General features: G+C 75.0%; 28 protein-coding genes and 2 pseudogenes. 16 read left to right on the top strand and 14 right to left on the bottom strand.

The window, feature by feature from the left end; all coding sequences use genetic code 11:
- Positions 1–5 precede the first annotated feature (5 nt).
- A complete protein-coding gene (locus ACR9E3_RS02875) occupies positions 6–851 on the bottom strand; it encodes an esterase/lipase family protein (RefSeq protein WP_460378302.1) in 846 nt (281 codons plus the stop codon).
- A 122-nt stretch (positions 852–973) separates the two neighbouring features.
- Between ACR9E3_RS02875 and ACR9E3_RS02880 the strand changes: the two genes are divergently transcribed.
- The 3 genes from ACR9E3_RS02880 (at position 974) to ACR9E3_RS02890 (ending at position 5,293) form a co-directional block, all read left to right on the top strand.
- On the top strand, positions 974–2,371 hold the full coding sequence (locus ACR9E3_RS02880) for a WS/DGAT domain-containing protein (protein WP_460378304.1): 1,398 nt from the start codon (positions 974–976) through the stop codon (positions 2,369–2,371).
- Positions 2,368–3,909, top strand: a complete 1,542-nt coding sequence (locus ACR9E3_RS02885) for a long-chain-fatty-acid--CoA ligase (protein ID WP_460378305.1) — start codon at positions 2,368–2,370, stop codon at positions 3,907–3,909. The genes ACR9E3_RS02880 and ACR9E3_RS02885 overlap by 4 nt, the downstream gene beginning before the upstream one ends.
- 70 nt (positions 3,910–3,979) lie before the next feature.
- Positions 3,980–5,293, top strand: a complete 1,314-nt coding sequence (locus ACR9E3_RS02890; protein WP_460378307.1) for a wax ester/triacylglycerol synthase family O-acyltransferase — start codon at positions 3,980–3,982, stop codon at positions 5,291–5,293.
- A 27-nt stretch (positions 5,294–5,320) separates the two neighbouring features.
- Here the strand turns inward: ACR9E3_RS02890 and ACR9E3_RS02895 are convergent, their stop codons facing one another.
- The 4 genes from ACR9E3_RS02895 to ACR9E3_RS02910 form a co-directional block, all read right to left on the bottom strand.
- Positions 5,321–5,767 carry a universal stress protein gene (locus ACR9E3_RS02895; protein ID WP_460378309.1) on the bottom strand — a complete coding sequence of 149 codons (447 nt, stop codon included), beginning with the start codon at positions 5,765–5,767 and terminating at the stop codon, positions 5,321–5,323.
- 2 nt (positions 5,768–5,769) lie between these two features.
- Positions 5,770–6,411 (bottom strand): response regulator transcription factor, encoded by a 642-nt coding sequence (locus tag ACR9E3_RS02900; RefSeq protein WP_460378311.1) that lies wholly within the window; start codon positions 6,409–6,411, stop codon positions 5,770–5,772.
- 89 nt (positions 6,412–6,500) lie between these two features.
- Positions 6,501–7,028 (bottom strand): universal stress protein, encoded by a 528-nt coding sequence (locus ACR9E3_RS02905; protein ID WP_460378312.1) that lies wholly within the window; start codon positions 7,026–7,028, stop codon positions 6,501–6,503.
- Positions 7,025–7,753, bottom strand: coding sequence for a hypothetical protein (locus ACR9E3_RS02910; RefSeq protein WP_460378314.1), 729 nt, complete (start codon positions 7,751–7,753; stop codon positions 7,025–7,027). Before ACR9E3_RS02910 ends, ACR9E3_RS02905 begins: the two co-directional genes overlap by 4 nt.
- Positions 7,754–7,917: 164 nt before the next feature.
- On the opposite strand from ACR9E3_RS02910, the gene ACR9E3_RS02915 reads away from it, so the two are divergent.
- On the top strand, positions 7,918–10,422 hold the full coding sequence (locus ACR9E3_RS02915; RefSeq protein ID WP_460378315.1) for a cation-translocating P-type ATPase: 2,505 nt from the start codon (positions 7,918–7,920) through the stop codon (positions 10,420–10,422).
- Here ACR9E3_RS02915 and ACR9E3_RS02920 read toward each other — a convergent pair.
- Both ACR9E3_RS02920 and ACR9E3_RS02925 read right to left on the bottom strand, forming a co-directional pair.
- Positions 10,391–10,918: a flavodoxin domain-containing protein gene (locus ACR9E3_RS02920; RefSeq protein ID WP_460378316.1), complete on the bottom strand. Its 528-nt coding sequence runs from the start codon at positions 10,916–10,918 to the stop codon at positions 10,391–10,393. The two genes, ACR9E3_RS02915 and ACR9E3_RS02920, sit on opposite strands and share 32 nt — an antisense overlap.
- On the bottom strand, positions 10,915–11,640 hold the full coding sequence (locus ACR9E3_RS02925) for a class I SAM-dependent methyltransferase (protein ID WP_460378318.1): 726 nt from the start codon (positions 11,638–11,640) through the stop codon (positions 10,915–10,917). Before ACR9E3_RS02925 ends, ACR9E3_RS02920 begins: the two co-directional genes overlap by 4 nt.
- Before the next feature lie 185 nt (positions 11,641–11,825).
- Between ACR9E3_RS02925 and ACR9E3_RS02930 the strand changes: the two genes are divergently transcribed.
- The 10 genes from ACR9E3_RS02930 (at position 11,826) to ACR9E3_RS02975 (ending at position 20,039) form a co-directional block, all read left to right on the top strand.
- Complete coding sequence (locus ACR9E3_RS02930; protein WP_460378319.1) at positions 11,826–12,389, top strand: hypothetical protein; 564 nt, start codon at positions 11,826–11,828, stop codon at positions 12,387–12,389.
- 97 nt (positions 12,390–12,486) lie between these two features.
- Positions 12,487–13,161, top strand: coding sequence for a DUF2231 domain-containing protein (locus ACR9E3_RS02935; RefSeq protein WP_460378321.1), 675 nt, complete (start codon positions 12,487–12,489; stop codon positions 13,159–13,161).
- The gene (locus ACR9E3_RS02940; RefSeq protein ID WP_460378323.1) at positions 13,158–13,919 is read left to right on the top strand and encodes a response regulator transcription factor; all 762 of its coding nucleotides are present in this window, start codon (positions 13,158–13,160) and stop codon (positions 13,917–13,919) included. The genes ACR9E3_RS02935 and ACR9E3_RS02940 overlap by 4 nt, the downstream gene beginning before the upstream one ends.
- Positions 13,916–15,340, top strand: a complete 1,425-nt coding sequence (locus tag ACR9E3_RS02945) for a sensor histidine kinase (protein WP_460378324.1) — start codon at positions 13,916–13,918, stop codon at positions 15,338–15,340. Before ACR9E3_RS02940 ends, ACR9E3_RS02945 begins: the two co-directional genes overlap by 4 nt.
- A gap of 147 nt (positions 15,341–15,487) precedes the next feature.
- The gene (locus ACR9E3_RS02950; protein WP_460378326.1) at positions 15,488–16,915 is read left to right on the top strand and encodes a ferredoxin reductase family protein; all 1,428 of its coding nucleotides are present in this window, start codon (positions 15,488–15,490) and stop codon (positions 16,913–16,915) included.
- Entirely contained in the window at positions 16,912–17,406 is a 495-nt protein-coding gene (locus ACR9E3_RS02955; RefSeq protein ID WP_460378328.1) for an FMN-binding protein, read from the top strand. The genes ACR9E3_RS02950 and ACR9E3_RS02955 overlap by 4 nt, the downstream gene beginning before the upstream one ends.
- Positions 17,403–18,194, top strand: coding sequence for an FAD:protein FMN transferase (locus tag ACR9E3_RS02960; protein ID WP_460378330.1), 792 nt, complete (start codon positions 17,403–17,405; stop codon positions 18,192–18,194). Before ACR9E3_RS02955 ends, ACR9E3_RS02960 begins: the two co-directional genes overlap by 4 nt.
- Positions 18,195–18,450: 256 nt before the next feature.
- On the top strand, positions 18,451–18,603 hold the full coding sequence (locus ACR9E3_RS02965) for a hypothetical protein (protein ID WP_460378332.1): 153 nt from the start codon (positions 18,451–18,453) through the stop codon (positions 18,601–18,603).
- Positions 18,604–18,722: 119 nt separating this feature from the next.
- Positions 18,723–19,244, top strand: a complete 522-nt coding sequence (locus ACR9E3_RS02970) for a DUF3455 domain-containing protein (RefSeq protein WP_460378334.1) — start codon at positions 18,723–18,725, stop codon at positions 19,242–19,244.
- Positions 19,245–19,415: 171 nt separating this feature from the next.
- Complete coding sequence (locus ACR9E3_RS02975; protein WP_460378335.1) at positions 19,416–20,039, top strand: chemotaxis protein CheB; 624 nt, start codon at positions 19,416–19,418, stop codon at positions 20,037–20,039.
- Positions 20,040–20,075: 36 nt separating this feature from the next.
- Here ACR9E3_RS02975 and ACR9E3_RS02980 read toward each other — a convergent pair whose 3' ends face one another.
- From ACR9E3_RS02980 to ACR9E3_RS03005, 6 genes are all read right to left on the bottom strand, one after another.
- Complete coding sequence (locus ACR9E3_RS02980) at positions 20,076–20,510, bottom strand: DUF1622 domain-containing protein (RefSeq protein ID WP_460378337.1); 435 nt, start codon at positions 20,508–20,510, stop codon at positions 20,076–20,078.
- A complete protein-coding gene (gene ctaD, locus ACR9E3_RS02985; protein ID WP_460378392.1) occupies positions 20,507–22,177 on the bottom strand; it encodes an aa3-type cytochrome oxidase subunit I in 1,671 nt (556 codons plus the stop codon). Before ctaD ends, ACR9E3_RS02980 begins: the two co-directional genes overlap by 4 nt.
- Before the next feature lie 165 nt (positions 22,178–22,342).
- A complete protein-coding gene (locus ACR9E3_RS02990; protein WP_460378339.1) occupies positions 22,343–22,465 on the bottom strand; it encodes a hypothetical protein in 123 nt (40 codons plus the stop codon).
- 201 nt (positions 22,466–22,666) lie between these two features.
- Positions 22,667–23,221 (bottom strand): universal stress protein, encoded by a 555-nt coding sequence (locus ACR9E3_RS02995; protein WP_460378341.1) that lies wholly within the window; start codon positions 23,219–23,221, stop codon positions 22,667–22,669.
- A gap of 102 nt (positions 23,222–23,323) precedes the next feature.
- Complete coding sequence (locus ACR9E3_RS03000) at positions 23,324–23,848, bottom strand: HdeD family acid-resistance protein (RefSeq protein ID WP_460378343.1); 525 nt, start codon at positions 23,846–23,848, stop codon at positions 23,324–23,326.
- A gap of 154 nt (positions 23,849–24,002) precedes the next feature.
- Positions 24,003–24,782, bottom strand: a complete 780-nt coding sequence (locus tag ACR9E3_RS03005) for a DUF6544 family protein (protein WP_460378344.1) — start codon at positions 24,780–24,782, stop codon at positions 24,003–24,005.
- Positions 24,783–25,307: 525 nt separating this feature from the next.
- On the opposite strand from ACR9E3_RS03005, the pseudogene ACR9E3_RS03010 reads away from it, so the two are divergent.
- Positions 25,308–25,436 (top strand): annotated as a pseudogene (locus ACR9E3_RS03010) (ion channel); the annotation flags it as partial.
- A gap of 29 nt (positions 25,437–25,465) precedes the next feature.
- Positions 25,466–26,053 (top strand): hypothetical protein, encoded by a 588-nt coding sequence (locus ACR9E3_RS03015; RefSeq protein WP_460378394.1) that lies wholly within the window; start codon positions 25,466–25,468, stop codon positions 26,051–26,053.
- Here the strand turns inward: ACR9E3_RS03015 and ACR9E3_RS03020 are convergent.
- Positions 25,959–26,266: pseudogene (locus ACR9E3_RS03020) on the bottom strand (hypothetical protein); the annotation flags it as partial. The gene ACR9E3_RS03015 and the pseudogene ACR9E3_RS03020 overlap by 95 nt on opposite strands.

Genomic DNA, 26,266 nt, shown 5'->3' on the forward strand with positions numbered 1-26,266 from the left:
GGCGGTCAGGGCATCGGGGGGTACAGCCAGCGCAGCGCCGGTGGCGGGGTGAAGGGACGCCACCGGCCCTCGGGCAGGGCGAGCCGGTCGGCGAGGGCCCAGAGCACCGCCGGGTGCGCGCCGAGACCGCAGTGGCTGCCCACGACCGCGATCGACTCCGCCCGCTCGCCGCGCGGCTCGACGCAGGCGCGCCAGGACACGATCCCGTCCCACGACGAGAGGATCGAGGTGCACGGCACCGGCAGCGGGGGCAGGTCGACCTCCGGCGGCGGCATGTCGTGGGCCGCCACGTGCCGGCCCGACACCGCCCGGTAGAAACCCATCGCGCGGGTCTGGGCCGGGTGCGTCAGTCGCACCGGGCTGCCCAGGGTCACGACGCAGCGGGTCCATCCCGGCGCCCGGCGCGCCACGTCGCGGGCGTAGATGCCGCCGAGGCTCCAGCCGACCACACTGACCCGGCGGCCGTACCGCGCGTGCAGCTCCGCGAGCCGGGCCGGCACCCCCTCCACGACGTCGCGCGTCGGCCCGAGGTTGCGGCCGAGGTGCCAGCCGTGCGCGCGGTAGCCGCGGTGGCGCAGGACGCGGCGCAGGGTGCGGGTCGAGGCGTCGCCGGCGCCGAGCCCGGGGAGGACGAGGACGGGGTGCCCGTCGCCCGTCGGCGCGGCCCGGAGCACCGATCGCCCGAGCGCGGTGATCCCGGACGCCCCGAGCGCGCGCCCGAGGTCGGTCGCGAACAAGGGCCACGACGGCGGCGTCTCGGTCGGGCCGGGCGCGCGGAACGCGAGCTCGAGACCGGGCCGCCAGGACGCGGGGCGTTCGTCGTGACCCGGATCCTCGCGCAGCGCCGTCATGGACCACCTCCGCACCGTGGCCCCCCGCGTGCGGATCGTAACCAGACGCCGGGCCACCCGGGGTAGGCGGTCCGGGCCGTTGGGACCTGTCCCGGTGTCGCGGCGGCCCGCACGGTGCGGAGATGGCCCACGCGACCCCGATGACGATGCCGATGGCGTCGGAGGACGGCCTGTGGCTCCGGCTCGACCGGCCCTCGAACGTGCTCGGCATCGTCTCGGTGATGTGGACGGCCACGCCGGTCGAGCCCGCCGCCCTGCGACGGCTGCTCACCGAGCGGGTCGTCGACCCGCATCCCGTGTTCCGCTGCCGACCGGTGTCCGGCCACGGCACGACGCCCTCGTCCTGGGCGGAGGATCCCGACTTCGACCTCGACCGCCACCTGGTCGTGGAGCCCCTGCCGCCGGGGCGGCCGGAGTCCGTCCTGCAGCGGCGGGTCGGACTGTTGCGCAGCACACCGATCGACCTGACGCGCCCGCCCTGGACGGTCCACCTCCTCCAGGACCACGACGGCGGCAGCGCGATCGTCGTCCGCGCTCATCACGCCCTGGCCGACGGCGTGCGGTTGACGCGGTTGGCGCTCGGACTGCTCGACCCGCTCGACGGGGCGGTCGACGACGCCCGACCGGTCGCGACCCACGGGACCGACGATCTCGTGGGCGACCTGCGCGCGATGCTGCGCCGGCCCTGGCGGGCGCTGGGCGCCGGAGTACGGCTCACGGCGGCCGCGCTCAACACCGCGGTCGACACCGTCGAGATGCTCGGGTGGGCGAACCCGCCCACGGTCTGGACCGGACCGCCCCGCGAGACGAAGACCGCCGCCTGGAGCCGGGAGATCCCCCTCGACCTGCTCGCGGACCTCGCCCACGCCGACGGCGCGTCGGTCAACGACGCGTGCCTGGCCCTGCTGGGCGGCGCGGTCGCCCGCGCCCACGAGGCCGAGCTGAGCGGCCCCACGCCGTCCGACCTGGCCTGGATGGTGCCGGTGAACCTCGACCCGCTCGAGGCCGGCCCGCCGGAGCGGCTGGGCAACCACTTCGCCCTCGTGCTCGTCGTCCTGCCGTTGCGGGGCCCGTTCCGGGCCCGGCTGGCGGAGGTCCACGCCCGGGTCGAGCGGATCCGCCACAGCTGGGAGCCGGCGCTCACCCACGGGCTCCAGCAGCTGCTCGGCCGGGCGTGGGACCCGGTCGCCACGCTCGTCAGCGACCACCTGGCCAACAAGGCGATCGGAGTGGTGACGAACGTGCCCGGACCCCGCACCCGGATGGCGCTGGCCGGGGCGGAGGTCACCGGCATGGTCGGTTGGGCGCCCTGCAGCGCCGACCAGGTGCTCACCGCCTGCATCGTCAGCTACGCCGGCGGCGTCCGGATCGGCTTCGGCACCGACCTCGGCCGCGTCGGCGACGCCCGCGTCCTCGTCCGGGCCCTCGACGAGGAGCTCACCGCCGTCGTCGGCGGCCCGCGGCCCCCGTGCCGGAGCGGACACGCCCCGAACCCCGACGTCCCGAGGAGGACACGATGAGCCTGAACCTGGCCGTCATGCTGCGCGAGTCGGCGCGGCGCCACCCGCACCGCACGGCCGTCATCGCCGACGAGCAGCGTCTGAGCTGGAGCGAGCTCGACGCGGCCGCCGACCGGATGGCCGAGGGGCTGTCCCGCCACGGGCTGCGGCCCGGTGACGCCGTGGCGCTCCAGCTCCCCAACGTCCCGGAGTTCCCGATCGCCTGGTTCGGGATCCTCAAGGCCGGGCTGGTCGCGGTGCCGGTGAACGTGCTGTTCAAGGAGCGCGAGATCGCGGATGTGCTCGCCGACTCGGGGGCGCGCGCCCTGCTGACCTGGGCGGGATGCGCGACGGCGGCGGCCGCGGCGGCCGCCGGGGCCGGGGTGGGGCAGGTGTTCGTGCTCGGGGAGGGAGGCGCCGCGCCGCAGAGCTCGAGCGACGGCGAGGGAGGCCCCGGCGTGCCGTTCGACCAGTTGCTCGCCCACCCGCCGACCGACCCCGACGGCGTGCTCGTCCCGCGCGACCCCGGCGACGTCGCCGCCGTCGTCTACACCGCCGGGACGACCGGGCACCCGAAGGGCGCGGAGCTCACCCACTTCCAGCTGTTCATGAACGCCGACACCCCGGGCCGCCTGTTCGGCATCCGCGAGGACGACGTCGTGCTGGTGACGCTGCCGCTGTTCCACATCTTCGCCCTGTCGAGCCAGCTCGACCTCTGCACGCGCTTCGGGGCGACGATGTCGCTGGTGCCCCGGTTCGAGGCGGGCCGCGTGCTCGAGGTGATGGAACGCGACCAGGTCACCGTGTTCGAGGGCGTTCCCACCATGTACGTCGCCCTGCTGGAGCACCCGGACCGCACGAAGCGCGACCTCACCCCGCTCCGCGTGGCGATCTCCGGGGGCGCCCACCTGGCCGCCGACGTGCTCGACGCGGTCGAGCGCGCGTTCGGCGTCGTCGTGCTCGAGGGCTACGGGCTCTCGGAGACCGCCTCGACGACCACCTTCAACATCAGCGCGGAGGAGCGGCGGGCCTACAGCGCGGGCAAGCCCATCTACGGCGTGGACCTGCAGGTGCGCGACCCCGACGGGCGCCCGATGCCCCACGGCCCCGACCACGTCGGGGAGCTGGTGGTGCGCGGCGTCAACGTCATGCGCGGCTACCGCGGCAACCCGGAGGCGACCGCGGCGGCGCTGGTGGACGGGTGGCTCCACACCGGCGATCGGGGGTACGTCGACGAGGACGGCTTCGTCTTCGTCGTCGGCCGGACCTCGGAGCTGATCATCCGCGGTGGCTACAACGTGCACCCCGGCGAGGTCGAGGACGTCCTCGGCACCCATCCCGCCGTCCGCGAGGCCGCCGTGATCGGGATCCCGGACCGGCGGCTCGGCCAGGAGGTGCACGCGGTCGTCGCGCTCCGTCCCGGGGCGGAGGTCGACGAGGCGGAACTGATCGCCTACGCCCGGGAGCGGATGGCGGCCTACAAGTACCCGCGGTCCGTCGAGTTCCGTGACGAGCTGCCGATCAGCGCCAGCGGCAAGATCCTCAAGCGGGCCCTGTGAACGCCGAGGCGATGAGCCCGCTCGACGCGGCCTTCCTGGAGCTCGAGGACGCCGAGCCCGAGGTGTGTCGATGGCGATCGCCTCCGTCGCGGTCTTCGCCGGGCCGGTCCCGGGCACCGAGGAGTTCGCCGCGCATCTCGCGGGACGGATCCCCCTCGTGCACCGCTACCGCCAGAAGGTGCGGCGGGTGCCGCTCGACCTGGGCGCCCCCGTCTGGGTCGACGACCCGCGGTTCGTCGCGCGCGACCACGTGGTCCGGGTCGCGCTGCCCGCTCCCGGCGGCGACGCCGAGCTGGCGGCCCTGCTGGCCCGGGTGATGGCCACCCGTCTGGACCGCGACCGGCCGCTGTGGCGCTACTGGGTGGTCGAGGGGCTCGCCGAGGGCCGCTGGGCGTTGATCTCCCAGATCCATCACTGCATGGTCGACGGGATCTCGGGGACCGACCTCTACGGCGTCATCCTGGACGTCGCCCCCGTACCGCGCCCGCCGGCCGCCGACCCGCCCGCACCGGCGCCCGAGCCCTCCTCCGCGGAGCTCGCGCTGGGGGCCACCCGCACCCTGCTGGGTCTGCCCCTGGCGGCCGCGCAGGCGGCCGGCACCCTGCTCACCCACCCGCGCGTCGGGCGGGACCACCTGGGCGCCCTCGCCCGGGGCGGCGGCGCGCTGCTGAGCGCGCTGTGGCCGACCCGTCCGTCGTCGTTGACCGGGCCCCGCCACCGCGGGCGCCGGTTCGCCCTCGCCCGCGGCCGGGTCGGCGACGTCCGGACCGTCCGCCGCCACCTCGGCGGGACCTTCAACGACGTGGTCCTGGCGGCGGTCACCGCGGGGTTCCGCGCCCTGCTCCTCGCGCGGGGCGAGGAGCCCGCCCGGGACATGGTCCGCACCCTGGTGCCGGTGTCGACGCGGACCGCGGGGGACGCGTCGACGAACAACCAGGTCTCGCTCCTGCTGCCGCACCTCCCCGTCGAGCTCGACGACCCCGTGGAACGGCTGGCCGCCACCGTCGCCGAGCTGCGGGGGTGCAAGGACGCGCGCGAGGCGGAGGCCGGTGTGCTGCTGACCGGGATGACGCGCTACGAGCCCTACCCGCTCGTCGCCCAGGGGGTCCGGTGGGCGTCGCGGGCCACCCAGCGGGCGGTGGTCACGGTGGCCACCGACGTCCCGGGGCCGCGGGAGACGCTCTACGGGCTCGGCCGTGAGCTCCTGGAGATCATCCCCTACGTGCCGATCGCCAGTTCCGCGCAGCTCGGGGTCTCGATCATGACCTACCGCGACGCGCTGGTGTTCGGCCTGACCGCCGACGAGTCGGTGGAGGACCTGGACGTGCTCGCGGGCACGATCTCCTCGGAGCTGAGGGTGCTCGCGGCGCTGTCGGGGCCGTGACAGCGCCGCCGTGACAGCGAAGGACGGTCAGGCCGGCCGGACGACGACCACCGTGCAGGGTGCGTGGATCACCGCGCTCAGGCCCACCGAGCCGATGAACCGGCTCGCGAGGGGACCGCGGCCGCGGTGGCCGACGACGAGCATGGCGGCGTCGTGGGCGTAGCGCTCGAGCACGGCCGCGGCCGGGCCGGACACCGCCTCCACCGAGACCTCCACCGCCGGGGCGCCCCGCTCCGCGCGCGGCCCGGTCACGCGCGCCACCTGCTCGCGGCCGGACCGCAGCGCGGCGCGCTGCATCTCGGCGACCGAGGGCACCCGGCCCTCGGGCGTGTTCCAGGGGTCGGGCATCGTCCAGGCGGCCACGGCCGTCACGGTCAGCCCCCGCAGCGCGGCCTCGTCGAGCGCGAACTCCAGGGCGGCGTCCGATCCCGCCGACCCGTCGATCCCGACGACGACGCTCCCGGCGCCGGGCACCGTCAGCGACCCTCCTCGGACCGCACCTTGTTCGCGAGGACGGCCGCCTGCACACGGCGCTGCATCCCGAGCTTCGCGAGCAGCGCGGAGACGTAGTTCTTCACCGTCTTCTCGGCGAGGAACATCCGCTGGCCGATCTCCCGGTTGGTCAGCCCCTCACCGATGTAGTCGAGCACCTCGCGCTCCTTCGCGGTGAGCTCGGCCAACGGGTCCGGGGTCTCGCTGCGGGTGCGCAACCGCTGCATGAGAGCGCTGGCGGCCCGGCCGTCGAGCAGGGTGCCACCCGACCCGACCTCGCGGACGGCGTTGACGATGTCGTTGCCGCGCACGTCCTTGATGACGTAGCCGGCGGCACCGGCGAGCACCGCGTCGAACATCGCCTGCTCGTCGGTGAAGGACGTCAGCATGAGGCACTTCAGCTCGGGCATCCGCGACCGCAGCTCGCGGCACAGCTCGATGCCCGTGCCGTCGGGCAGGCGCACGTCGAGCACGGCGACCCGCGGGCGCAGGGCCGGGATGCGCGCCAGCGCCGTCGCGACCGACCCGGCACCGCCGACGACCTCGAGATCCTCCTGCGCGTCGAGCAGCGCCGCGACGCCCTGCCGGACCACCTCATGATCATCCACCAGGAACACCGTGATCACGGTGCGCTCCTCTCTGCGGTCCCGCGGGTGCGACGGCGTCCAGCCTCGTCGGGATCAGGAGGAGGTGACAGGGTCGAACGTCCCCACGATCACGGGACCGACGGTGAGCCGGTCCGGGCCGCGTCGGGCACCACCCGCACCGGGCAGGGCGCGTGGAGCACACAGCCCCACCCGACCGACCCGATCAGCGCGCTCGCGACCGCACCACGGCCGCGGTGCCCGACGACCAGCTCGTCGGCGTCCCGCGCGGCCTCGACGAGGACCTCCGCGGCGTCGCCGGGCATCGCGACCACCTCGATCTCGGGGCGCCGCAGCCCCTCGCCGCCGAGCTCGTAGGCGAGGTCGGTGACCATCGCCCGGGCGCGGTCGACCAGCGACTCCTCGATCTCCCGGCGACTCGGCAGCGGCACCATGAACGCCGGCCCGAGGCGCCATTCCGGTGGTTCGTAGACGGCGACCACCCGCAGCAGCGCGCCCCGGCGCGCGGCCGACCGCATGGCGTCGGCGAGCGCGGCCCGCGCCCCACCCGAGTCGTCGACGCCGACCACCACCGTCGGCCGGTGACCCTGCCCGGTCGTCGCCATGGCGGCCTGCGTCGTCGTCTCCGTGGTGCTCACGTCCGTTCCTCCTGTCGCTCGTCCCGCCGCATGGGCGTCGTCCCGGACGGTCGTGCCCGCGGGACCCCGGGACCAGGGCCGAAGGGCACCTCCGGGGTCCCGGGTGCCTGGGCGGTGGCGAGCAGGCGGACCAGTCCGAGACCGGTGACCGTGGCCATCACCAGCGCCATCAGGGCGCCGGCGGCGAGGCCGACGAGGACGGACACCAGCACCGTCTGCCCCGGCTGCCACAGCGGCGTCGCCACGGCGAGGAAGACGCCGAGCCCGAGCAGCCAGGCGAGCGCCGTGACCGCGACCCACCACCCGGCCCGGTCGACGTGGCGCCGCAGCTCGAGCCACTGCGCCCCGCCGATCGAGGCGAGCAGCAGGACACCGAGCGGGACGGCGAGCAGCACGAGCACCGCGGCCGGCCAGGTGGCGGCGACCGGGGAGACGGTCGAGGGCAGGAGACCCAGCAGGTAGGCCAGCGCGGCCCCGCTCGCGGTGGCGCCGATCCAGCGCCGCGCCGAGAGACGGGGCAGGACGCGGCGCAGGACGAGGGCCTGTCCGGCGCCCAGCAGCATCCCCTCGACCACACCGGCGCCGACCAGCGCGGGCACGGCGTCGGACGCCGGCGCCGGGGCGGTCAGGACCCCGACGACGGCGGGCAGCGCGAACCCGGCGAGCTCGGCCAGGGTCACGACGGGAATCCACCGGGCGAGCAGCGATCGGTCGTCAGGGTGCACGGTGTCCTCCCGGTGGTCCACCGGGCGAGCGCGGCCCGGTCGCGGACGACGCTGCGGGCCGCGACACCCCGGCACCAGGGACCGAGGTCCGTCCCGGGGGCACGGTGGTCCCGTGACCTCCGGCCCTGGTCCCGCGTCCCGCCGACCGGTCACCGTCCGGGGTCGTGACGAGGACGGCACGCGGTGCGGCGGGGCTCGCCGAGGCCGAGGCCACCCTCCGCCTGATCCGGTCGGGCCCCAACGAGCTGCCGCGCTCCCCACGCCGGTCGGTCGCGGCGCGGATCACCGGCCAGCTCACCGACCCCCTGGTGCTCGTCCTGCTCGCCGTCGCGGTGGTCACCACCCTCATCGGCGACCACGCCGACACCGCGGTCGTGCTGCTGGTCGTCCTCGGCAACACCACCGTCGGGGTCGTGCAGGAGATCCGCGCCGACCGCTCCGTCGAGGCCCTGGACCGGCTCGGCGCGGCCCGCGCCCGCGTCCGGCGCCTCGAGGGGGTGCGCACGGTGCCGGCCCGCGAGGTCGTGCCCGGCGACGTCCTCGCCGTCGCGGCCGGGGACGTCGTGGCCGCCGACGGCACCGTGCTGTGGGGCGAGTCGCTGCAGCTCGACGAGGCCGCGGTCACCGGGGAGTCGTTGCCGGTGGAGGCGCACCGCCCCGGCACCGCGGTGCTCTCGGGCAGCGTCGTGACCCGCGGCCGCGGCGAGGTCGTCGTCGACGCGACCGGCCCGTCCTCGGCGATGGGCCGCATCGCCGAGGGCCTGGTCCGCACGCGGTCGCGGCGCACCCCGCTGCAACGTCAGCTCGCCGTCCTCGGGCGCCGGCTCGCGGTCGCCACGGCGGTCGCCTGCGCCGTGGTCTTCGTCCTGGGCCTGCTGCGGGGCGAGCCCCCGCTGCTCATGCTCGTGGCGGCGCTGAGCCTCGCGGTGGCGGCGGTGCCCGAGTCGCTGCCGGTGGTGGTCACGCTCGGGCTCGCGCTCGGGGCGCGCCGCATGGCCGCCCGGCACGCGGTCGCCCGGAGCCTGCCGGCGGTCGAGACCCTCGGCGCCGTCACCCTGCTCGCCACCGACAAGACCGGCACCCTGACCGAAGGGCGGCTGCGCGTCGCGGAGACGTGGAGCGGTGACAGCGGTGACAGCGGTGACAGCGCCGAGAGCGGCGATCAGGACGACGGGGGCGACTTGCTGCGTGCCGCGGTGCTGTGCAACGACGCGCCCGTCGGGGACGACGACGACGCGGGGCCTGGCACCGACCCGGTCGAGGCGGCTCTCGTCGCCTGGGCGGCGGAGCGCGGTCTCGACGTGACCGGGATGCGGTCGCGGCACCCCCGCCGGGGTGCGCTGCCCTTCGACGCCGTCCGGCGGCGGATGACGACCTGGCACGACGACGGCGAGGGCGGGATCCTCGTGGTCGGGAAGGGCGCCCCCGAGGCACTGCTCCCGGCGCCCGGGGTCTCGGTCCGCGCCGACGGGGCCCGCGCCTGGGCCGAGGACGCCGCCGGTCGGGGGCTGCGCGTGCTGGTGCTGGCCGTCGGCCACCGCGACGCGGCGCCCCGAGGGGACGATGCCGAGGACGGTCTCGAGGTCGTCGGCGCGGTCGCCCTGCGGGATCTCCCCCGCGCCGCGGCGCGGGGCGCCCTCGACGGCTGTCACCGCGCGGGCATCCGCACGGTGGTGCTGACCGGCGACCATCCCGGCACCGCCGCCACCGTCGCCACGCAGGTCGGGCTCGCCGGGCAGGACGATCGCCCGCTCCGGGTCGCGTCCGCCGACACCGCCACCGAGGAAGCGCTGATCGGGGCGGACGTCGTGGCGCGCTGCCGCCCCGAGCGCAAGCTCGACCTGGTCGCCGGCTGGCAGGCGCGCGGCGAGATCGTGGCGATGACCGGCGACGGCGTGAACGACGGACCCGCCCTGCGGCGCGCGGACATCGGGGTGGCGATGGGACGGCGCGGCACCGAGGTGGCGCGCCAGGCGGCGGACCTGGTGCTCGCCGACGACGACCTCGCCACGGTGGTGACGGCGGTCGAGGAAGGCAGGCGGATCCACGCCAACGTGCGCCGCTTCCTCGGCTACGCCCTGGCCGGCGGGCTGGCCGAGGTGCTCGTCATGCTGGCCGGTCCGGTGATCGGTGTCGCCCTGCCGCTGCTGCCCGGCCAGATCCTCTGGATCAACCTGTTGACCCACGGGCTGCCCGGTGTCGCGTTCGGCACCGAGCCCTCCGAGCCCGGGACGGTGAACGGCAGGCCCCGGCGACCGGGGAGCTCGGTCCTGGCCGGCGGCCTCTGGCTCGCCGTGCTGGCCGTGGGCGCGACGGTCGCGGCGCTGAGCCTGGGCACCCTGCTCCTGGCCGGGGATCCCGACCCCCGCAGTGCGGCGTTCCTCGCGCTCGGCCTGGCCCAGCTGGGGGTGGCCGTCGGGATCCGGGCGCGGCGCTCGCGCACCCGCCCGGCCCCCGGACCGGACTGGCTGCTCGTGGCGGTCGTCGGCGCGGTCGCCGCCCAGGTCGCGGGTGTGACCGTCACCCCGCTCATGACCCTGCTGCGGACCACGACCCCGACCCCCGCCGGTTTCGCCTGCGCCCTCCTGGGCGCGATCGTCGCCGGGCTCGTCGCGCGGTGGGTGGCCCGGCCGTGCGTCACCGGGACGGGGCGACGGGCAGGCTCCTGAGCACCCGGGCGATCCCGTCGGCCCACCGGTCGACGCGGTCCCAGTCGCGGTAGTCCCCCGCGCCGCGCGCGACGACGCGCAGCAGCAGCCGGCCGAGCAGCGACAGGTGCTCGTCGCGGACCACGCCGCTGAGCGCGAGGTGGTCCCGGATCGACACCGAGCCCGCGAACCCTGCGACGAGCGCGGGCGCCTGCCATCCGCCCAGCAGGCTCACCGGGAATCGCAGCGCGTCCGGCATGCCGACGCTGAAGGCCCAGAGCGGCTTCGCCGCCAGCTCGGGGGCCCGCTCGGTCATGAACGCCTCGGCCTCCCGCAACCAGTGGCGGTCGTGGACGGCGCTGCCGATGACGAAGGCGTCGACGTCGTCCAGCGACCCGGCGTGGGGGAGATCCCGCACCGCCACGTCGAGGCCGTGGGCCGCGAGGCGCGCGGCGAGGTGCTCCGCGATCTCGCGGGTCGACCCGTGAGCGGTGGCGTACCCGACCAGGACCTTCACGACCGCGCCTCCGCCGCGGTCGTCGACGCGGCTGGTACCGCGGCCTCGTCGGGCGCCCGCCGCAGCTCGACGAGCGCGTCGATCGGATCGGGCTCGGTCCCGCCGGGCACCGGCCGCGGGACCTCGACGCCCCGGACGAGCTCCAGGTGGGCGTCGGCGAGGTCGTCGACGAGGTCCTGCGCGGTGTAGAGGACCGCCGGATCCTGCGGCCCCCCGGCACCGCGCGTGAGGTTGGCGCTGTCGTGTCCCACGACGAGCAGCGTGCCGCCGGGAGCGAGAGAGGCCGCCGCCGTGTGCAGGACGCGGCGACGCTCCTCGGGCGGGAGGTGCAGGTAGGCGATCAGGACGAGGTCGACCGGCCCGGGCGGCGTCCAGCGGGTGACGTCGGCCCGCACCCAGCGCACCACCACCGCTCGGCGTCGCGCCTCGTCGGCGGCGCGCTCGAGGGCTGTCGCGGAGAAGTCCACGCCGGTGACCTCCCAGCCCCGCTGGGCGAGCCACACGGCGTCGCGGCCGTCGCCGCACGCGAGGTCGAGGGCGCGACCCGGCGACCGGTGAGCGAGGACCTCGTGCACCCAGCGGTTCGGCGTCTCGCTGCGGAGACGCTCCCGTTCGGCCCAGCGCGCGTTCCAGGCGTCGGCGTCCATCACGACTCCCCGGCCGCCGAGCCCACGGGCACCGGCAGCGCAGCCGAGCGCGTCGATACCGGTCAGGCCCACCATCGTCGTCTCCTCCGTGTGTCGGGACGGACGCGACACTCGGCGGGCCGCCGCGTACGGGGCAGGGTCCTCCGGGGGTGTCGACCCGGGTCCTTCGACGCGCGATCGGCGCCCCGGAGCCCTGGTGCGCGCCGGTCCACCGCGGTGCCATCCCACGGACCAGGCTGACGATCCGGGGAGGGACCGCGATGGAGAGCAGTCCGGTGTTCATCGGCCTGTGGCTCGCGTGCGCGATCGTGACTCTCGTGGCAGCCGCGCTCGCGCACCGCAGCCGCGCGGCGCTCGTCGTCGGGAGGATCGCGGTGGGTGTCCTCTTCCTCGTCGGCGGCGCGCTCCTGCACGTGATCAATCTGGTGCTCGGCGCGACCTACTCCGGCTTCGCCGACCCGTCGTTCTTCCCGTGGGTGGCCACCGCGTGGCAGGCGGTCGTCGTGCCGAACACCGTCGTGCTCATCGGGCTGTTGGCGGTGTTCGAGGCAGGTGTCGGCGTCCTCGCCCTCAGCGGCGGCCGCGCGACGCAGGTCGGGTACGCGGGAGTGATCGCGTTCTACCTCCTGCTGTGGATCTTCGGCTGGATGGAGCTCGTCTGGGTCCTGGTGCTGATCCTGCCGATGGTCCTGCTGCTGCGGGCCGAGCGCCGTGCCGCGGCACCGGCGGTGGCTCCCGGTCCCCCAGGGCGAGCGCCCGCTCCGGGCGTGGCAGCGACCGGCTCTCGGTCCGCGCATCGTGATCGCTGGTTCGGAGTTCGGTAAGAACGGACGCAGGATCAGCGCGGACCGGGTAGGCAGGGCGGCGTCATCGGGTCCCCGAGCCGACCCCGCCTCGCCCTATCCCGGGAGCACCTCGTTCATGAGCGTCGTCAACGGCCTCCCCGCCCATGTCCTGCTCGTGCACGCGGTGGTCGTGCTCGTCCCCCTGACCGCACTGCTGCTGGTCGCCGTCGCCGTCTGGCCGGCCGCCCGCGCCCGCCTGAGCTGGCTCACCGCGGCTCTCGCTGTCCTGACGCTGGTGTCGGTGCCGCTGACCACCGAGGCCGGGGAGTGGCTGGAACACCGGGTGCCGAGCTCTCCGCTCGTGCACGAGCACACCGAGCTCGGCGACGGCATGCTGCCCTGGTCCGTCGGGCTCGCCGTCCTCGCCCTGGTCGTCCTCGGCCGCCGGCTCGCCGCCCACCGGCTGACCCGGCCGCACGACGGACCCGGGGCAGCGAGCAGCCTCACCCGCCACCGTTCGGACCAGGGCGAGCCCGGAGGTCTCGTCGTCGGCGTCATCGTCGGACTGATCGCCGTGGTCGTCGCGGGCGGATCGGTGCTCGCCGTCTACCGCATCGGCGAGTCCGGGGCCCGCGCGGCCTGGACCGGGCAGTTCAGCTCCCAGCCGATCTCCGATCGGGGCGCCGCCGAGCCGGGAGCCCCGGCCGCCGTGCCCCAGGGCGGCGGTGCGGCCCAGCCGCCCGCCGGTGCCACCGCACCGCCCACCGCTCCCGGCACAGCCGGCACCGGTGATGCCGACGACGACGGATGACCCCGCGGGGCGACAAGGCGGGCGATCCGGCCCCGGTGGTCCGGCACGATGGACGGGTGCCGCCGCGCGTCCTGGTCGCCGACGACGATCGCGCCATCCGCGAGTCCCTCGCCCGGGCCCTCGAGCTCGAGGGCTACGAGGTGGCCGCGGTCGCCGACGGCGTGGAGGCGTTGACCTGCGTCCGCCGCGTCGCCTTCGATGCGCTCGTGGTGGACGTGATGATGCCCGGGGTCGACGGGCTCGCGGTGTGCCGGCTCCTGCGCGCGGAGGGCGACCGGACCCCGGTGCTCATGCTGACCGCGCGGATCGAGACGCCGGACCGTGTGGCCGGGCTCGACGCCGGGGCCGACGACTACCTGCCCAAGCCCTTCGAGCTCGACGAGCTCCTGGCCCGGTTGCGGGCCCTGCTGCGCCGCGCCGCATACGCCCCCGAGGAGACCGCGGAGGGTGGTGCCGGCTCCCGGCTGACGGTCGGGGACCTCGCCGTCGACCCCGCGGCGCGGCGCGCGTGGTGGAGCGACGAGGAGCTGACGCTGTCGAAGACCGAGTTCGACCTGCTGGAGCTCCTGGTCCGCAACGAGGGCATCGTCCTCGACCACGGCACCGTCTACGACCGGATCTGGGGCTACGACTTCGGCGCCGACTCGAAGAACCTCGCGGTCTACGTCGGCTACCTGCGCCGCAAGCTGGCGGCGGCGGGCGCTCCTCCGCTGATCCACACGGTGCGGGGGGTCGGCTACGCGGTGCGCCGGCCGTGAGCCTGCGCACGCGCCTCGCCCTGGCGTTCGCCCTCGTCGCCGCCGTTGTCGCTGGGCTCGTCGGCGTCCTGAGCTACCACTCCGCGGGCGAGCGCATCAGCGACGAGACCGACCGCTCCCTGGCCTCGGCGACCACCGCGCTCCTCGACGGTCAGACCGCGGTCCTCTCCGCGCTCCCGCCCACGCAGCCCACCGACAGCGACGGCCTCGACGGCGACGAGCCCGGCGGGCCCGACCCGCGCCGCGAAGGCCCGACGCTGACCGCCCAACGGATCGCGCCCGACGGCACCGCCTCCTACCTCGGGGGCCGCCGCGTGCGGCTGCCCGTCGACGACCCGACGCGCCGTCTCGCCTCCTCCGGTGCCGCGGGCCAGACGGCGACCACCGAGACCGACCTCGGCCGCGGCGCCTACCGGGTGCGTACCACCGCGCTCGGCGAGGGCCGCGGCGCGGTGCAGGTCGGCATCGACATCGACCTGTCCCGCCGCGTCCTCGGCGGGCTGGCGACCGAGATCGCGCTCATCAGCCTCGCGGTCACCGTCGGCGCCGCCGGCGCCGGCTGGCTGCTCGCGCGGCGCATCACCCGGCGGCTCGTGCGACTCGCCACCACCGCCGAGGACATCGCCGACCACGGACGGATCGACGTCGCGGTGCCGGTGTCCGGCCGCGACGAGGTCGGGCGGCTCGCGACCTCGTTCACCACCATGCTCGCCCGCCTGGCCGCGGCCCGGGACGCGCAGGACCGCCTCGTGCAGGACGCCGCCCACGAGCTGCGCACTCCCCTGACCAGCCTGCGCACGAACGCCAGCGTCCTGCGCCGCCTCGACGAGCTCTCACCCGACGCCCGCGATCGCCTGCTCAGCGACGTCCAAGGGGAGACGCGCGAGCTGTCCGACCTCGTCGACGAGCTGGTCGAGCTCGCCCTCTCGCGTCGCAACGAGGAGCCCGAGGAGGACGTCGCCCTCGGCGATCTCGTGCGCCGGGTCGCCGGGCGGGTGCAGCGCCGCAGCGGGCGCGACGTGGCCGTCGACGACGACGGCTCCCGGGTCCGCGGTCGGCGCGGCGCGCTCGAACGCGCGGTCGGCAACCTGCTCGAGAACGCGGTCAAGTTCGATGCCGGAGGCAGCGGCGACATCCTGGCCCGGGTCCGCGCCGGCACGACGACGGTCACCGACCGGGGGCCGGGGATCGCCCCGGCGGACGCGGCCCGGGTCTTCGACCGCTTCTACCGGGCCGACTCGGCCCGTGGCCTCCCCGGCTCCGGGCTGGGCCTCGCGATCGTGCGTGACGTCGCCGAAGGGCACGACGGGGGTGCGTTCGTCTCCACCCCGCCCGGCGGCGGGACGACGGTCGGTTTCTCCGTGGGCGCCGGCCGGCTGCTGCCCGCGGAACGCCCCGACGGCACCCCGTCGCCCGCCTAGCCGCGCTTCTTACCCGACTCCGAACCGCGCCACGTCGACGCTTCACCCCGGGCGGTCACGGTGGGGATCACCAATCCGCACCACCGCCCTGAGGTGATCGATGAACCCCCACGAGGTCCCCGCGTCCGAGGACGCCGGGCGGCCCTGGTGACCGCGACCCTCGGCCGCCCGGTCCCCCGCGCGACCCGCCCGACCCGCCATGCGGCCGCCGCGACCCCCGCGGTCCGCGACCGCCGGCTCCGCACCGCGGCCGAGGCGCTCCTGTGCGCCTCCCTCACGCTGGTGACGTTCTGGTGGGCCACCGGCGGCGGTCTCTCCGACCTGAGCGGCTGGGCGACCGGCCTGGACTCGCTGGGCCGTCTGACCGGGCTGCTCGCCTCGGTGCTCCTGCTCGTGCAGGTGATCCTCATGGCCCGGGTACCGCTGCTCGAGAAGGCGTTCGGGCAGGACCGGCTCGCCCGCATCCACCGACTCGTCGGCTTCACCTCGTTCACGGGCATGCTCGCCCACATCGGGCTCATCACCTGGGGTTACGCCGCCGGGGATCTCGCCCGAGTCCCCGCCGAGGCCTGGGATCTCACCGTCGACTACCCCGGCATGCTGCTCGCCGTCGCCGGCACCGCATGCCTGGTCATGGTGGTGATCACCAGCATCAGGGCCGCGCGGTCTCGGCTGCGCTACGAGTCCTGGCACCTGCTGCACCTCTATGCCTACCTGGGCGTCGGGCTCGCGCTGCCGCACCAGCTCTGGACGGGCCAGGAGTTCCTGGAGTCCACCGCACGCACGGTCTTCTGGTGGACGCTGTGGGCGCTGGCCGCCGGCTCGGTGCTCCTCTGGCGGGTCGCGCTGCCGCTGCGGCGCAGCCTGCGCCATCGCCTCGTCGTCACGTCGGTGGTCGACGAGGGCGACGGGTGCGTGTCGGTCCACCTCAGCGGGCGGCACCTGGCCGAGCTCGACGTCCGGGCGGGCCAGTTCTTCGGGTGGCGCTTCCTCACCGGCCCGGGATGGACCCGCGCGCATCCCTTCTCGCTGTCCGCGGCACCCGACGGACGGAGCCTGCGGATCACGGTCAAGGACCTCGGCGACGGCAGTCGGGCCCTGCGCCGGCTGCGCCCGGGCACCCGGGCGCTGGTCGAGGGCCCCTTCGGGCGGCTCGCCGACCGTGCCGGCAGCAACGGGCGCGTGGCCCTCGTCGGCGCCGGGGTCGGCATCACACCGCTGCGGGCCCTCGCCGAGGAGCTCGGGGAGGCCGGGCGTGACGTGGTCGTCCTCCACCGGTTCACCGACGAGCCGCTCTTCGCCCGCGAGTTCACCGTCCTCGCCCGGGAGTGCGGGATCGGGCTGTTCCCGCTGCCCGGGCCGAGGCGATCCAGCGACTCCTGGCTCGGGGACGGAGTCGGCGGCCCTCTCCGCCACACCGACGACCTCACCGCCCTGCTCGCCCGCGTGCCCGACATCGCCGAGCGCGACGTCTACGTCTGCGGCCCCGACCCGTGGACCCGTCTCGTGCGGCAGACCCTCTCCGCGGCCGGCACCCCGACCGACCGCATCCACTCCGAGACCTTCGGCTGGTGACCCGCGTGCGCCGCATCCTGCTGTGGTTCCTCACGACCGTGAGCACGGTGGTCCTGCTCTTCGGCTACAAGACCTCCACCTCGTCGACGCTCCCCTCCGGCGAGGAGGCCGCCGGCGGCACCGGCGGGACCACGACGACCGCCCGAGCCGCCGCCCCGAGCACCACCGCGACCTCGTCGGCGGGCGCGCCGACGGCCCTCCCGGCCACCACCGCCGGGACCTTCACGGGCACCGTCGCGGACACCCGCTGGGGACCCGTCCAGACCCGCATCACCGTCGCGGGCGGCCGGATCACCGCGGTCGACGTCGTCCAGTACCCGGACGGCAACGGCAAGGACCGGGAGATCAACGCCGACGCGATCCCCCAGCTCGTCGACGAGACGGTGCAGGCGCAGAGCGCCGACATCGACATGGTCAGCGGCGCCACCGTGACCAGCACCGGGTACCTCGACTCGCTGCAGAGCGCCCTCGACCAGGCCCGGGCGGCGTGACCGCCGGCGCGCCGGCGGGGCCGCCGGCCACCCGGTACGTCGAGCACGTGATGGGCCTCCCGATCAGCCTCGCCCTGCGGGGACGCCACGCCGACGACGCCCGTGGTCGGGACGCGTGGCGCGCGGTCATGGCGTCGCTGGGCCACGCCGACCGCGTCTTCAGCACCTACCGGCCCGACTCGATCGTCTCCCGGCTCGACCGCGGTGAGCTCGCCCTCGACGACCCGGCGGTCCCACCCGAGATCGGCGAGGTCCTGGCACTCGCCGACCGCGCCGAACGGGCCTCCGACGGCGCCTTCTCCGTGTGGCACCACGGGCCGGACGGCCGGCGCCGTCTCGACCCGAGCGGCGTCGTGAAGGGCTGGGCGGTCGAGCGTGCGGCCGCGGCCCTGCGCGCCCTCGACGACACCGACTTCTGCGTCGGCGCCGGCGGCGACGTCCTCGGGCACGCACTCGACCCCGACCGCCCGTGGCGCGTCGGCATCGAGGACCCGCACGACACCCGTCGTGTCCTCGCCGTCGTCCCGATCCGCGACGGCGCCGTCGCCACCTCGGGGACCGCCCACCGCGGCACCCACGTCGTCGACGCCCGCACCGGCCTCCCGCCCGCCGGCGTCGCGTCGGTGACGGTGATCGCCGGCAGCCTCGCCGTCGCCGACGTCGACGCCACCGCCGCCTTCGCCCGGGGCGCGGACGCCGCCGCCTGGCTCGGGCACCGGGTCGGGCGGACAGGGTTCGTGGTCGACGACGACGGCACGTGCACGACCGTGGGAGGCGCCCGCCCGTGAGGGCTGAGTGGTCGTCCGACGGCCGATCCGGAATGGCGGCGCGACCGGCATCAACACGGCAGACCAACACATTCCGTGTTCTCGTTCTGCGAGAACCCCGTGACATTGCGTGGTACTGCTCGTGGATCTGCACCGTTGTTCACTCGGACAGCCCCGTTTGACGATCACGTGATGTCGCAGAATGGCGGTGACGGCGCCGCTGCCGACGGTGGGTCGTGGCGAGAAGGACATTCGGGGGAAGCCCACGATGACGACCATGGACGAATTCCGCGATCCGTCGACGCTGTTCGACCGAGCCGCGAGCATGCCTCGGCCGGCGCGGAAGCACCCGCACGGCCAGGACCACCGGCTGCGCATCGAGCAACGGGTCGCCGAGGTGTCGATGCACCCCCACCTGCCGCACCACTGAGGATGATGTCAGCGTCAGCCGGAAAGAATCGCCGGGACCGTTATGGTCCTGCCCGTGTCGAGCCGGTGCCAGCGTGACCACCGTCTCGTCCGTGCGGCCGTCCTCGCGGTGATCCCGGCGTGACCGGCTCCGTCCGGGCCCTGATCCTCGCGCTCGTGGTGGCGGCGCTGACGGCCTGCAGCACATCAACCCGGCCCGCGCCGGCGCCACCCGGCGGAGCACCGGCTCCGGCGCAGCTCGCCGTGCCGGTCGGGCAGCGACTGGCGTTGACGGCGACAGTCCGGCGCGGGGTGCAGGTCTACGCCTGCCGCGCCGGCGCGTGGGCGCTCAAGCAACCGGCCGCAGTGCTGACGGCCGAGAGCACCGACGTCCTCCACGACGCCGGTCCCCGGTGGACGGCCACGGCGGACGGCAGCTCCGTGATCGGCACGCAGGCCGCGTCGGTGCCCGTCCCGGGAGCCGCCTCCGACCTCCTGCTCCGCGCGACCGGCCACGACGGGCAGGGCGTCATGGCCGCGGTGGACTTCGTCCAACGCCTCGGTGTCCAGGGCGGTGCCGCACCGTCCGGGGCGTGCGCCGACGGCGCCGAGCAGCCGGTCGCGTACACGGCGGAGTACCGCTTCTACGCACCGGAGCTGTGAGGGCACCCGAGCGCAGCGGCTCAGGACGTCGCCGCTCGGGTCGTTCGGCCCGGCTCCCGGAGGACCGACGACGGGTCCCCGGCACCGCGCGATGTGAGGCACTGGCTGGACGCAACGGAGGCGGGAGGCGGCAACGATGACGAGGTCGGTGACGCTCACCCGGGAGGAGCGGTGACGGAGGAGCACGAGCTCGACGAGCTGTCGGCGCCCGTCATCGCCCTCGTCGGTTCGGCGGGCGGGCTCGACGCCGCGATCGCGGTCCTCGAACCGCTCCCGCTGGATCTCCCCGCCGCCCTGGTGGTCCTGCTGCACCAGGCACCCACCTCCGAGGGCTTCCTCCCCCACGTCCTCGCGCGGCGGTGCCGGCGTCCGGTGCGCGCCATCCGCACGGGAGAGCGACTCCTGCCCGGTCCGGTGCTCGTCGTCCCGCCCGGACGGCACGCTCTCGCCACCGCCGAGGGCACGATCGTGCTCGTCGCGTCGGGTGGCCCCCCGCCCTACCGACCGTCGGCGGACCTGCTGCTGACCACCCTCGCCGTCACCGCCGGCTCGCGCGTCATCGCGGTCGTGCTCTCCGGCCGCGGCAACGACGGCGCCACGGGGGCGGTCGCGGTCCACGATCTCGGTGGCACCGTGCTCGCCGCGGACCGGGCCTCCTCCGCCAACTTCGGCATGCCGGAGGCGGCCATCGGGCGTGACGACGCCGTCGACCGCGTCCTCCCCGTCACCCGGATCCCCGCCACGCTGGTCGACCTGGTCCAGCCCGCGGCGGTGCGTGACGGGCCGGCGCTCTGAGCCGATCGGCGACCACGGCGTCCCGGAGCGCTTCCCTCACCCCGTGGGCGGGTCCTCCGGGCGGGCTGGGTCGGCGAGCGCGCGGCGCGCGGCCCGCGCCACCCGCGCGGGGCCGGAGGTCAGAGCCCGTCGCCACGGCGGCACACCCTCGATCTCGATCTCGAGCGAGAAGCTCAGGAAGGTCCTGATCACCACGATGAGCCCGAGCACCGCGACGTTCTCCAGCGTCGGTTCCACGGCGATCGTCCGGATGAGGTCGGCGGCCACGAGGACCTCGACGCCGAGCAGGAGGGTGCCGCCGAAGGACTCGCGCAGGGCGAGGTAGGCGCGGTGGGCGGCGCGGGTGCGAGCCCACGTCAGCGCGGCCAGCACGAACGACCACAGGAGACCGACGACGAGCAGCCCCGCCGCGACGATCTCGAAGGCCTCGGCGACCCGGGACATCGCCTCGACGAAGCCCGAGGTGGTCACCGGTCGGCGTGTGCGGGACCGGACAGGGTCCGCACGTGCGGGTAGTGCAGGTCGAAGGCCGGACTCTCCGAGCGGATGCGGGGCAGCTCGGTGAAGTTGTGCCGCGGCGGCGGGCAGGTCGTCGCCCACTCCAGGGAACGCCCGTGGCCCCACGGGTCGTCGACCTCGACCCGCCGGCCGTAGCGGAAGCTGTGGAACACGTTGTAGACGAACGGCAGCGTCGACGCCCCGAGGATGAACGCGCCGATCGTGGAGATCGTGTTCAGTGTCGTGAACCCGTCGCCGGGGAGGTAGTCGGCGTAGCGGCGTGGCATGCCCTCGTTGCCCAGCCAGTGCTGCACGAGGAACGTCATGTGGAAGCCGATGAACGTCATCCAGAAGTGCAGCTGCCCGATGCGCTCGCTCATCATCCGGCCGGTCATCTTCGGGAACCAGAAGTAGATGCCGGCGTAGGTGGCGAACACGATCGTGCCGAACAGCACGTAGTGGAAGTGCGCCACGACGAAGTACGAGTCGGACACGTGGAAGTCCAGCGGCGGGCTCGCCAGCAGGACGCCGGTCACGCCGCCGAAGAGGAACGTGACCAGGAACCCCAGCGCGAAGAGCATGGGCGACTCGAAGGTGAGCTGCCCGCGCCACATCGTGCCGATCCAGTTGAAGAACTTGATGCCGGTCGGCACGGCGATGAGGAACGTGGTGAGCGAGAAGAAGGGAAGCAGCACCGCGCCGGTGGCGTACATGTGGTGGGCCCACACGGCCACCGACAACGCCGCGATCGACACCGTCGCGTACACGAGGGTGCGATAGCCGAAGAGCGGCTTGCGGCTGAACACCGGGAAGATCTCCGTGGCGATGCCGAAGAACGGCAGCGCGAGGATGTAGACCTCGGGGTGGCCGAAGAACCAGAACAGGTGCTGCCAGAGGATCGCCCCGCCGTTGGCCGGGTCGAACAGGTGGGCGCCCAGGCGGCGGTCGGCCTCGAGCCCGAGCAGGCACGAGGCCAGGGGCGGGAACACGATGAGGACCAGGATGCTCGTCACGAGGATGTTCCAGGTGAACATCGGCATCCGGAACATCGTCATGCCTGGCGCGCGCAGGCACAGGATCGTCGTCACGAAGTTGACGCCCGAGAGGATCGTGCCCAGACCGCCGATGGTCAGACCCACCAGCCACAGGTCGGCGCCCAGCTGTGGGCTGTGGGTCATGTCGGAGAGCGGGACGTAGGCGAACCAGCCGAAGGAGGCGGCTCCGTCCGGGGTGAAGAACCCGCACAGCACGATGGTGCCGCCGAAGAGGAACAGCCAGTAGGAGAAGGCGTTGAGCCGGGGGAACGCGACATCCGGTGCGCCGATCTGCAGCGGCACGATGTAGTTCGCGAATCCGAACACCATCGGGGTCGCGTAGAGCAGCAGCATGATCGTGCCGTGCATCGTGAACAGCTGGTTGTACTGCTCCACCGACAGGACCTGCAGTCCCGGCTGCGCCAGCTCGCCGCGCATCAGCAGGGCCATCAGCCCGCCGGTCATGAAGAAGGCGAACGAGGTCACCAGGTACAGGATCGCGATGTCCTTCGGATCCGTCGTCCGGAGGTAGTGCGCGAACGCCGAGCCGCGGGAGCGGCGGCGCGGCGGGGACGGGGCCGGGGCCGGGACGACGGGCGTCGGCATCCGCGGCGCGCGCGACACCGACGGCGGTTCAGCGATGGCCATGCCCCCTCCTCACGACCACGCCACCGTCCGCCGGGCGGCCCGGGGCGCGTAGAGGCGAAAGGCCCGGACACCCGTGCCGTCGGACTCCCGCCGTGGCGCTGCGGTGTCCGACGGCGCGGGATGTCAGCTCGCGGCCGCCACCTCGCCGACCAGCGAGCGCTCGATCATGCCCGCGAACTCGGCCAGGTCGGCCGTGTCGATGTCGCCGGGCGGATCGTCGATCTCGCGCCGCAGGTCGGTCAGCAACTCGCGGCGGGCGTCGACGTCGAGCGACTCCGGCGGGAAGGCGAGCGGGCCGTTCGCCCCGATCAGCCGCCGGGTGAACTCTCCGTGCTCGGTGCTGGTCGAGCGTCACCGTAGGAAGGAGCCGCCTCCGTGGACCGGGACGTCGGACCCGTGATCGGAGCGCCGTCGGTCAGGAGAGCCGGGCCGAACGGGCGGGGTCCGTCAGGAGTCGGTGGCCTCCGCCGGCCGCGCGAGCCGGTGCGGGATCACCAGTACCGGACACGCGGCGTCGCGCAGGCAGCGCGCGCTCACCGAGCCCAGCAGCGCGGCACGCGCCCGCCCGCGTCCCCGGGAGCCCACCACGAGGACGTCGGCGTCCCGCGCGGCGTGCAGGAGGATGCCGGCCGCGTCGGGTCGCTGGGACAGGTGGAGGTCGACGTCCGCGACCTCGTCGCCGGCGAGCCCGGCGACCGCCTCCCCCAGGCGGCGCCGGGCGACGACCTCCATCTCGCTGAGCGAGGGCGTCCCGGTCTCCTTGACCGTGACCGCCGCGTCCCACACGTCGCGCGTCTTCCACGCCCACACCACCCGCAGGGCTGCCCCGGTGAGCCGGGCGAGCGAGGCCGCCCACCGCACGGCCTCGGCGGCCTCGTCCGAGCCGTCGAAGCCCGCCACGACGAGGGCGATGTCCCGGACCCCGACCTCGTCGATCCGGTGGCGGGGCTCCTCGGCCCCCTCGGCCCCCTCCCGACGCGCGGGTGCCGCTACGTCGTCCACGATCTCGCCCTCCCCCACGTGTCGATCCCTTCGCTCCCACGGCGTGACCGGCGGATCAGGGGCGAGCGCCTCGCACCGGAGCCCGGCTGCGCACCGGCACCGTCACTCAGCCGTCGCCGGCGCGGGCCGCATCCGGCCGGCGACGAGGATCGTCGCTCCCTCGACCAGGATCTGGATCCCGAGCAAGAGGCCCAGCAGCGACGGCACCGCGATCGTGAAGTTGAACAGCACGATGAGGCCCAGGATGATCGACAGGATTCCGCTGACGACCAGCACCACGCGGGCTGCGGGCACCTGTGTCGCGGCGAAGAGCCGGGTCAGCCCGACGGCCAGGAAGAGCGCGCCGGCCAGCAGCGTCAGGCCTGCCGCGCCGGCGAGAGGGTCGCGCACGATGATCACGCCGAGCGTGATGAGCACGGCCCCGCCGAGGGCGGCCGACCACGAGACACCGGACTCGCGACGGAAGAACGCGCCGACCAGGGTGACCACGCCGGACCCGATCGCGATCCATCCGAGGAGCAGCACGGACAGGAAGGTGGCGATCACCGCGTTGCCGAGCACGAACAGCCCGGCCAGCAGCAGCAGGATGCCGAGCACCACATCCCAGCCGGTCCTGCGTCGTTCCATGACGGTCGTCATCTCGACCTGCTCCCTTCATCCGGAGTCGGGTCGCCGACGGTGCCCGCCCGCGGCGTCCTCCGGGAGGGCCGCGGGTCCCGTCAGGGGCAGGGCCTCGGTCCCCTGTCGCCCGCGCGTTCGGCCCGGCCGCACCTGAGCGAGGTCAGCCGTCCACGGTCCTCGGGAGCAGTTCCGTGAGCCGGAACCGGAAGAACTCCCGCCGGGAGGCGTCGGGCCCGTCGGGGTACCACCCCACGGCGCCGGCGGCGGGGACCGTGTACGGGCCGAAGGTGCGCGTCGAGATCACCCGGCCGCCGAAGGGATGCCAGTCCCAGCGGCCGCTGCCGTCGGGATCGCCCCACCGCGTCGTGCGGAACGCCGCGAGGTGGCCCCGTTCGTCGAGCCGGTAAAGCAGGTCCACGGCCGTGTCCCCGATCGTGAACCGCCCGGAGATGTCCCGCTCGTCCACTGCCGACCACGCGACGCCCGTCCCGGGGAGCACGGCGGTCGGCGCCCAGATCGCTTCCGCGCCGCAGCGACCGGCGGCGCTGCGGGCGACGTCGGCCGAGTCGTCGTCGACCAGCGGTCTCCCCCGTCCCACCAGACGCCACCGCATGGCGCCCTGCCCGTCCCCGGCGGTGTCCTGGCCGCGGAGGATCCCGGCCACGGTCGCCGTCCAGCGGAAGCCGTGCCGCGGCGCCAGGTACTCCTCGGCCCGGTACGGCAGCCACACCCGGCCGAGCCGCAGCCGGCCGTGCATCCGCAGCGCGACCGCGGGGACGACCGGCGCCCCGGGCGCGACCGCTCGCGCGAAGTACTGCGCCACCGGCGCGTCCTGGTCGTCGAGCGTGGCGAGCCGGAAGCGCCCGGCGTCCCCCGGACCGCGGGGCGTCACCGCCTCCCTCGCACCGAACAGTGACTCGAGCTCGCGAGACGTGATCATGCAGGGGCCTCCCGCTCAGCCGGCCGGGCGGAGTGTCGTCTGCCGTCCGCCGCGACGAGAGAAGCCGGGCCGGCCCGGACCCGCCAGGGACGTTGGTCCCGCCGGCGCGTCGACGACGGCCCGGGGGCCCGCGCCCGGCACCCCACGGGCGCGTCCCGGACCGGGCGGCACCGGTGTCCGGGACGTTGGTCCGTGTCGGGTCGCGCCGGTGGGCCGCAGGATCGTCCGGGTGACCCGTCCGCACCTCCCGCCGGGTGTGCGGTGACCCCCGCGGTCGCCGTGCTCGGCTCGGTCGCCGGCGTGGCGCTGATCGTGATCGCCCTCGTCGACGTGTTCGCCACCCTGTTCTCACATCCGAGGCGACGCTCGCCGAGCCGCGCGGTGATCGCCACGACGTGGTCGGCGTGTCGCCACCTGCCCGGGTCGCGGACCCCGGCCCTCGCCGGGCCCGTCTCCTTCCTGGTCGTCGTGGCGAGCTGGGCGACGTTGCTGGGGTGCGGCTGGGCGCTCGTGTACTGGCCGTGGATGCCCGAGGGCTTCCTGCACACCACGGGCCTCGACGCCGCCGGCACGAGCCTGCTCGACGCTCTCTACTTCTCGCTGGTCACGCTGACGACCCTCGGCTACGGCGACGTCTCGCCCGCCCACGGGCTGCTCCGCCTCGCCGCCCCCCCCTGGAAGCCTTGCTCGGGCTCGGGCTGCTCACCGCGAGCGTGTCGTGGCTCCTCTCGATCTTCCCCGTGCTCTCGCGACGGCGGGCCCTCGCCTACGAGATCCGCCTCCTGGAGGAGGTCGGGACCGATGTGGGCGACCCCGGTCCGCCGTCACCGCTCCCGGCGAGCATGTACGCCGACCTGACCTCGCGGCTCGTGGCGTGCGAGCGCGACCTGGTCACCTTCCCCATCACCTACTACTTCCACGACGACGACGCGCGCTTCGCGCTCCCGGCGGTGATGCACCACCTGCTGGATCTCGCCGAGGAGGCCCGCCGGCAGGACACCTCCACCGACGCGCACTTCCACGGCGGGCTGCTGCTGCGGGCGATCGACGACTTCGCCGCCGGCATCGGCGACCGGTTCGGGATGCCGGGCGGCGCCTCCACCCGCGACGTGCTCGAGGCCTACGCCCACGACCACGCCGTCGGATCCACGGCCGACCGATCCGCGGACCCGGTGCTCACGCGACGCACCCGCAGCCGGCGGCGGTCGTGGCCTCGGTCACGGTCACGCCGGGCTCGGTGGCCTGCTCGTCGTGGGAGCAGCAGGCGGTGACCCCACAGCACGCGGTCTGCCCGGCGCCGGCCTCGGCGGAGGCGTCGTCGGGCATCGAGGTGATGATCCCGTCGGTGCCGTAGACCGGGGAGTCGTCGGTGACGGTGTAGACCTCCCAGGGCTCGTTCCCCGGACCCCGGACCCACACCTTGTCCTGGCGGGCGTAGCAGCAGGTCGTGTCGTTCTCGACCTGGGTGAACAGGCCCAGCTCGC

This window comes from Actinomycetospora sp. C-140, from assembly GCF_054796175.1.